7 protein-coding genes are annotated in these 5,960 nt (G+C 45.3%); 1 reads left to right on the forward strand and 6 read right to left on the reverse strand.

Translation table 11 applies throughout. The features are described 5' to 3' along the window. Positions 1-17: 17 nt before the first annotated feature. The 3 genes from JKY90_02875 to trxB form a co-directional block, all read right to left on the reverse strand. Positions 18-1,187: a GNAT family N-acetyltransferase gene (locus JKY90_02875; protein MBL4851210.1), complete on the reverse strand. Its 1,170-nt coding sequence runs from the start codon at positions 1,185-1,187 to the stop codon at positions 18-20. A gap of 205 nt (positions 1,188-1,392) precedes the next feature. Then, positions 1,393-1,707: a PilZ domain-containing protein gene (locus tag JKY90_02880; protein ID MBL4851211.1), complete on the reverse strand. Its 315-nt coding sequence runs from the start codon at positions 1,705-1,707 to the stop codon at positions 1,393-1,395. Between the two features lie 37 nt (positions 1,708-1,744). Then, positions 1,745-2,722 carry a thioredoxin-disulfide reductase gene (trxB, locus tag JKY90_02885; protein ID MBL4851212.1) on the reverse strand — a complete coding sequence of 326 codons (978 nt, stop codon included), beginning with the start codon at positions 2,720-2,722 and terminating at the stop codon, positions 1,745-1,747. Between the two features lie 172 nt (positions 2,723-2,894). Between trxB and JKY90_02890 the strand changes: the two genes are divergently transcribed. After that, entirely contained in the window at positions 2,895-4,037 is a 1,143-nt protein-coding gene (locus tag JKY90_02890; GenBank protein ID MBL4851213.1) for an FAD-dependent oxidoreductase, read from the forward strand. A gap of 76 nt (positions 4,038-4,113) precedes the next feature. On the opposite strand, the gene JKY90_02895 is transcribed toward JKY90_02890, so the two are convergent. The 3 genes from JKY90_02895 to JKY90_02905 all read right to left on the reverse strand — a co-directional run. Continuing rightward, positions 4,114-4,482: a type II toxin-antitoxin system PemK/MazF family toxin gene (locus tag JKY90_02895; GenBank protein MBL4851214.1), complete on the reverse strand. Its 369-nt coding sequence runs from the start codon at positions 4,480-4,482 to the stop codon at positions 4,114-4,116. Further along, positions 4,482-4,745, reverse strand: coding sequence for a MazF family transcriptional regulator (locus tag JKY90_02900; protein MBL4851215.1), 264 nt, complete (start codon positions 4,743-4,745; stop codon positions 4,482-4,484). Before JKY90_02900 ends, JKY90_02895 begins: the two co-directional genes overlap by 1 nt. A gap of 392 nt (positions 4,746-5,137) precedes the next feature. Then, the coding region (locus tag JKY90_02905) for a porin (protein MBL4851216.1) at positions 5,138-5,960 on the reverse strand (823 nt) is incomplete at its 5' end.

Consider the following 5,960-nt stretch of genomic DNA (forward strand, 5'->3'; position numbering starts at 1 on the left):
ACTTCGTCCAGAATAAATCAAGAGGTTCCCTTATTTTTGAAGGGCGAATGCGTTTTCACATGCTCAATATAGTTGCTAACACCATGGCGTTCCTGGCACAAAAAATCGTCAATGGCATGATGAAAACCTTCGTGCGCAATCCAATGTAATGAACGGGTTTTAACCGGTAAAAAACCGCGGCTTATTTTATGCTCACCCTGAGCACCCGCATCAAAATAGTCAATACCATTAACAATACAGTATTCTATCGCCGCGTAGTAACACAGTTCAAAATGTAAGCTGTGAAACTCGGCCAAACAGCCCCAATGACGACCGTAAAGGTGCGTGGCATTGCGCATAAAAAATGCACCAGCAACATTATGTCCATCATATTGTGCCAAAATTAATAGCACCTGGTCGGGAAGGGTTGTACCCAAATTTTGAAAGAACTCAAGAGTAAAAGCCGGGTAATTATTCTTTTTTGAAAAAGTAGACAGATAGTATTGATAAAATACTTGCCATTGTTGGTCGCTTATTTCATGTCCCGTGAGAGTTTGTAGCGTGATGCCTTGTTCTTTAACGCGACGCCGTTCGCGGCGGATTTTTTTCCGTTTAGAGGATGTCATTGAAGCCAAGAAATCATCGAAGTGTTGATAGTGTTGGTTTTGCCAATGAAATTGATAACCCCAACGTTCCAGTATAAGTGAATTTTTTGTTTTCAGCTCATTAGAAAAACCTGGGTCTTCAGGGAAAAGGCAATGCCAAGAAGAATAATTACTCTCTTTTGCATAGCCAATAGCGGACTCTATTAACTGTTGTTTTATACTGATTGTTTCAGCGTGATCATCCTCAGCACAGAGAAAGCGTTGGCCAACAACAGGTGTAAATGGAATTGCACTAACTAATTTTGGATAGTAAGCAAGACCATGCTGTGCGTAGGCATCGGCCCAGGCAAAGTTAAAGACAAATTCACCCCAAGAATGCAGCTTGCTGTAAAGAGGCAGTGCGCCAACCAGAATATCGTTTTTCCATAAGGTAATATGACAGGGTTGCCAACCAGAATCGCCGCCGACACAGTTGTAGCGTTCGATACCTTCAAGAAATTCGTAACTTAGAAAAGGGTTATTACGCTGATTAAGACGATTCCATTGTTTTTCACCGACATCACTGAGAATGGTTTCATAGCGGGTTAAATAACGATCTTGCATCCTAAAGTGCGCCTCTATGTGTGCAAGACCCGCGGGGCGTGATCCTAAGCATGTATCTGCTGCGTCTCGCCTAAACGCCTACTGTTGGTGCATCTGTATGCTTGGGATCATGCAGAGGCTACAAGCACACATAAGGCGCATTTTACAGTATAGCGAAGCTACAAGCTTGTAAGGCAGCGACCAGAATGGTGGTGACTGCGTAAAATTAATGGTTAATCTGGGTGATGCGACCGGCAATGTTATAACCGCTTAGGTCTTCAGCCGTATCAACACGAATAATTTCGATGGTTGCATCAAGCGGTGCAATCAGCGTATTACCAGGGTCAAGCCGAACATCAAGCAATGTGCCGAGCTTAAACTGCTCATTCGTTTGGAATGCCAAGCCAGTCGTGCTTAGATTATTAAGCGTACCATGACTTGTATGCTCTGAATTTTGCTCGGTGCCTTGCTCGGCATAATCCAGCTTGCAACTTACGCCAACGCGTAGTGCAGCGCGGCGCTCTGCTGCATGTCGTAGCATGGTTTCCTCCTGGGGGATATGTGAACTTCCTGTTTTTTTATGCTGAACTCAGCTCTTCAAGATAGCGCTCTGCATCCAATGCCGCCATACAGCCGGCACCCGCAGAGGTCACTGCCTGACGATAGACCTGATCAGCCACATCACCAGCAGCAAACACTCCGGCTATACTCGTCGCCGTGGCATCGCCTGCCAATCCCGATTTAATGATGATATAGCCATTTTTCATATCGAGTTGCCCAGCAAATATTTGTGTATTCGGTGAGTGACCTATAGCAATAAAAATGCCGCTCAAGTCAATGTCTTGTGTGCTGTCGTCTTTGGTGCTACGAATACGCATGCCCGTGACGCCCATTTTATCACCTAAAACCTCGTCAAGTGTATGGTCCCATTGGATATTGATGTTTTCACCCTGTTTGGCCATGAGCCGGTTTGACAGTATTTTCTCTGAACGAAATTTATCCCGTCGATGCACTACTGTCACCTTCGAAGCAATATTTGACAGGTACAAAGCCTCTTCAACCGCCGTATTTCCGCCACCAATGACAGCAACCTCTTTATTGCGATAGAAAAACCCGTCGCAGGTCGCACAGGCAGAGACACCACGGCCTTTAAATGCCTCCTCTGACTCCATACCTAAATATTTAGCTGACGCGCCGGTAGCGATAATCAGCGCATCACAGGTATAGTGGCCGTTGTCACCTTCAAGTAGAAAAGGGCGCTGTTGTAAATGGGTGGTATGAATATGATCGACCACAATCTCCGTATCAAAACGTTCCGCGTGTTTGCGCATACGCTCCATGAGTTCCGGGCCTTGCACACCGTCATTATCGCCAGGCCAATTATCAACATCCGTCGTCGTGGTCAGTTGGCCACCTTGCTCAATACCGGTAATCAGCATGGGGGACAGATTGGCACGTCCCCCATAGACTGCCGCTGAATAGCCAGCAGGCCCAGAGCCCAGAATGATAAGCGGGCGATGTTGTACGGGATTATTTTCTGTCGTTTTGTCAGTCATAGTGCCTGATCCGGTTGTGTTTTAGGATGTGTTGTTACACCCTGGTAAATGGTGCGCAGTGTACATGCCTTTGTTTCTTGGGCAAAGTGTACTTTGGCGAATAATTGTGTATATATTGTGCTGGTTAGCTAATAATCAATCCATTCTTTGTTAATAAAAAAGTGAGAACAGTATGTCGAGTATTACCATCATTGGTAGTGGTTTAGCTGGTTACACACTGGCCAGAGAATTGAGGAAACTGGATAAGGCAACCGCCTTAACCCTGATTAGCAGCGATGCCGCCGATTTTTATTCTAAGCCCATGTTGTCAACAGCATTAGCACAGGGTAAAGATGCCAATGCCTTGGTTATGACCCCGGCGGCAAAAATGGCCGAGCAACTCAATCTCGAAGTCATTGCCAATACAATGGTTAGCGAGATTAATACCGCAGGCAAAACCTGCGTCTTGGATAACGGCAGAGTCGTTGACTATGAGCGGTTAGTATTGGCCTTAGGTGCCGACCCCATTCGCATTGCATTTTCAGGTAATGCCAACGACGATGTGCTCTCGGTTAACGATATTAACGACTATGCGCATTTTAGAGAAAAGCTGGCCAACCATGTCAAGCGTATCACCATAGTCGGTGCCGGTTTAATTGGTTGCGAGTTTGCCAACGACCTGCTGAGCCAAGGCTATCAAGTCGATGTTATCGGTTTGGGTGATACACCACTGGATACCTTGATTCCTATTGAAGCGGGTAAAGCCTTGCAAACCGCTTTAGGAAAAGTAGGTGTTACCTGGCATTTAGGCACCACCATAAAACAACTTAAAAAAGATAATAGCGCATACCATATTGTATTGGAAAACGGCGATAACGTTGACGCTGACTTAGTCATCTCTGCCATCGGTTTACGCGCACGAACCGAACTTGCCAAACAAGCAGGCTTGATTGTCAATCGGGGCATTGTTGTTGATGCGACCTTACAAAGTTCAGCTGACGCAGTTTATGCTTTGGGAGATTGTGCTGAAGTCGAAGGGCAGGTTCTGCCCTATGTTATGCCGATTATGCACTGTGCACGGGCATTGGCAAAAACATTAGTGGGTGAGACGACAGCCGTTGTTTATCCCATTATGCCGGTGATTGTTAAAACCACCTTACACCCAATTGTTGTGGCAGGTATTACACAAGGTGATGAAGTGTCCTGGCAGATAGAAAATACAGAGGATGGCGTTAAGGCCATTGCAATCAATAATGCCGATGAGATGGTAGGGTTTTGTCTAACAGGCGTAACGGCGAACAAAGAAAAGCAGGCCTTATTAAAAGAAATCAACTAGATGCCATTATCACTAGTATTAATAGTGTTGTTAGAGCTAACCCGGATTCCGTTACACTTCATCCAGGCTACGTTTACTATGGTGGCTCAATAAAATGACCAATAACTTCATCAGCACCAATAAGCGGGATTATTCTTAGTAACACTTGTTCAAACACTCCTTTGTCTGCATTTTTAATGAGTTTTGCTTTGCGATCTTTCCAGGATAATGTCTGAATCAAGCTCGCTGCCACAACAGAGGGTTTGTCCAAATTAGCAATGGCGACTTCGGTTAAATGTCCGCGTATGCTGGTGCTGATTGGGCAACAAATTAATAAGCCTGTTTTCTTGTTATATGTTTTTGATGACAAAACCAGTGCCGGTCGATATTTACCAATCTCCTTTCCCTTGGTAGGTTCAAAATCCAGCCAAATAATTTCATTCCTATGCGGAATGTAGTTAACCACTATTCGCCGATCTCGATGGCGGTAATAGCGGCTAATTCATCAGCATGAGCGCCTTTTGGCGTTAAACCCTCAAGTAACACGGCTTCATTAAAAGGTAATTTGAGGCGCTTCGACACGTTTTCGTCAACCGGTTCAATAACAATCTTTCTGCCTTTTACTGCGATAGAAATAGCGCTGCTAATTTTCAAATTAGCTGCTGCCAACGTCTTGCTAGACAAGCGTACAGCTGCACTATTACCCCATTGTTTAATCTCGGTTTTCATTTTTTCTACCTTAAAATAGTATCTACATTTGTATATAAAATAACACATTAAAATAACGTGTCAACATTTGTATCTACTTTATATAGAAATAGTGACAGGCTCGTCATCCGCGGTGTTGCACCCAAAGAGCCTGCCCCCGTGCCAAGCACGGGGGAACTTTCTGCGGGGCGCGTTCTTGTAAAGGGGCTTGTTCTTCACGGTGAGATGCGCCTTGTGGCTAACACCTCGCCTAAAGCGGCGACTGTTGGTGGCCTAACCCGCTGAACCCATTAATACCCCCTTGCTGGAGTACAAATTTCGAAAAAAATCAAGGCATAAAAAAAGGGCACCTCATAAGAGGCGCCCTTTAATACTATTTAATAGTTATTGCTAACTACTAACAGTGCCTTGCTTTAGATCAAGTCTGCAGCAAAGTTATACTTGATACCAACAGCGATGGCATCACTGTCTTCGCCTTGAACACCAGTTAAGCTTGCGTCTAGGCTGGAGGTACTAGGATCCGATCTGAAGCCGTAGTTACCATTGCTGTCATTGTCAATTTGTGAATAGATCACATACCAGGTTGCATTATCACTCAGATCACCGAAATAACCGAGTGAGAACTGATCAGCACCACCACCACCAGCAGCGGTAGCATTATCAGCATCATCAGCCGCAGTAAAAGAAGCGCGGATAGAGCCATGTCCTAGGTTAACGGTACCAGCAAGCCAAAATGCATCGCGATCAGCATTATTGACAAAGCCAACACCTTCTAGTTGCTCATAAGCACCCGTAATGGTGACATTGCCAAAGTTAACGCTACCAAGGATCTTAAGCGCTGTATTGTCATCACCACCAGCGCCTGTATTTTCATTTTCATCGTAAGATGCTCCGACCAAGAATCGATCGTTGCTATAGTTACCTTGCAGACCAAAGTTATTAGCACCGCCATCAGAATCTTCTGCACCATACTGTGCATGCCAAGTGAAGCCGCCGAGGTTAGGACCAAACCAAATGATGGAATTGCCGATACCGGTGTCAAAACCAGCATCACCTTCGCCGCCGCGACCTAAAACATTGCTGTAGTCAGCAATAGTCCCTTCAAAAGGATCTAAGGCATGTGATAAGGTTTTCCAAGGACGACCCTGAAAACCCAGAGCAACCGTACCGAAAGAACCACGTAGACCAGCCCAACCATCACGACCGCCACCAATTAAACTACCATTACCATTGCCA

The sequence above is a fragment of the Gammaproteobacteria bacterium genome, from assembly GCA_016765075.1.
GTDB lineage: Bacteria > Pseudomonadota > Gammaproteobacteria.

Bases quoted from the DNA above. Each gene is read 5' to 3' on its own strand.
- JKY90_02880 (MBL4851211.1), bottom strand. From the start codon at position 1,707: ATGCTACGACATGCAGCAGAGCGCCGCGCTGCACTACGCGTTGGCGTA.
- trxB (MBL4851212.1), bottom strand. From the start codon at position 2,722: ATGACTGACAAAACGACAGAAAATAATCCCGTACAACATCGCCCGCTT.
- JKY90_02875 (MBL4851210.1), bottom strand. From the start codon at position 1,187: ATGCAAGATCGTTATTTAACCCGCTATGAAACCATTCTCAGTGATGTC.
- JKY90_02890 (MBL4851213.1), top strand. From the start codon at position 2,895: ATGTCGAGTATTACCATCATTGGTAGTGGTTTAGCTGGTTACACACTG.
- JKY90_02900 (MBL4851215.1), bottom strand. From the start codon at position 4,745: ATGAAAACCGAGATTAAACAATGGGGTAATAGTGCAGCTGTACGCTTG.